Source organism: Comamonas sp. E6, from assembly GCF_001010305.1.
GTDB classification, from domain to species: domain Bacteria; phylum Pseudomonadota; class Gammaproteobacteria; order Burkholderiales; family Burkholderiaceae_C; genus Comamonas; species Comamonas thiooxydans.
Window position 1 is genome coordinate 1 of sequence record NZ_BBXH01000067.1, and the last position, 1,029, is coordinate 1,029.

General features: G+C 64.6%; 2 pseudogenes. Both read right to left on the bottom strand.

The window, feature by feature from the left end:
* A pseudogene (locus tag CSE6_RS25925) lies at window positions 1–574 on the bottom strand (electron transfer flavoprotein subunit alpha/FixB family protein); the annotation flags it as partial.
* 160 nt (window positions 575–734) lie between these two features.
* A pseudogene (locus tag CSE6_RS25930) lies at window positions 735–1,029 on the bottom strand (electron transfer flavoprotein subunit beta/FixA family protein); the annotation flags it as partial.

The window sequence follows — 1,029 nt, forward strand, 5'->3', positions numbered from 1 at the left end:
GATCGCTCTTGGTCACTTCGCGGCCCACAAAGGCGCTCTTGCCGCTGTCGGCCACGGCTGCCGCCGTTTCCACGGCCGCCGAGCCGCCAGTGGCAGCGGCTGCGTCAAAGCCCGTGGTACGCACGGTGATGACCTTGACGGCATCGGCGGACTGCACGGTGGCAATGGCATTGCCCGCATAGATGGGGCGCTCGAAGGTGTCGGCGGAGTCGACCTTGGTGATGTCGCTGATCTGGGCCACGTCCAGCTTGGCGGCCACGCGGGGCGCCACGTTTTTGCCCGAGGCGGTAGAGGGAAACAGGATGTGGCTGTAGTTGCCGGCACCACTACCCACAATCGCCAGCACCTGGGCGGCGACGTTCTCGGCCAGGCCGTCCTTGAGGCTGGCGCCGTCGGCATGGATGACCTTGGAGACACCGGCGATCTGGGCGGCAGCGGCTGCTGCAGCGGCTGCACCTTCGCCAACCACCAGCACATGCACATCACCGCCGCAGGCCTTGGCGGCCGTCACGGTGTTCAGGGTCGCGGTCTTGATCGAAGCGTTGTCGTGTTCTGCAATAACGAGAGAAGTCATATTCAACCTCTAAATTTCTTTACGTTCTGGCGAAGTCCGAGAGAGGACCTCAGCCCTTGGCAACAGCGCAGCCTGGCGAGGGACGGCCAGCAAGGGCCGCCCCGCAGCCAAGGCCGTCGTCCCCCTTTGGGGGAAGGCGCCGCAGGCGACTCAGGGGGAGTCAGATCACTTTCGCTTCATTTTTCAGCTTGTCGACCAGGGCGGCCACATCGGCCACCTTGACGCCAGCGCCGCGCTTGGCAGGCTCGGAGACCTTCACGGTCTTGAGGCGGGGCGTCACGTCCACGCCCAGGTCTTCGGGCTTGAAGGTGTCCAGCTGCTTTTTCTTGGCCTTCATGATGTTGGGCAAGGTGACGTAGCGGGGCTCGTTCAAGCGCAGATCGGTGGTGATGACGGCGGGCGTAGCCAGGGCCACGGTTTCGAGGCCGCCGTCCACTTCGCGAGTGACGTTGACC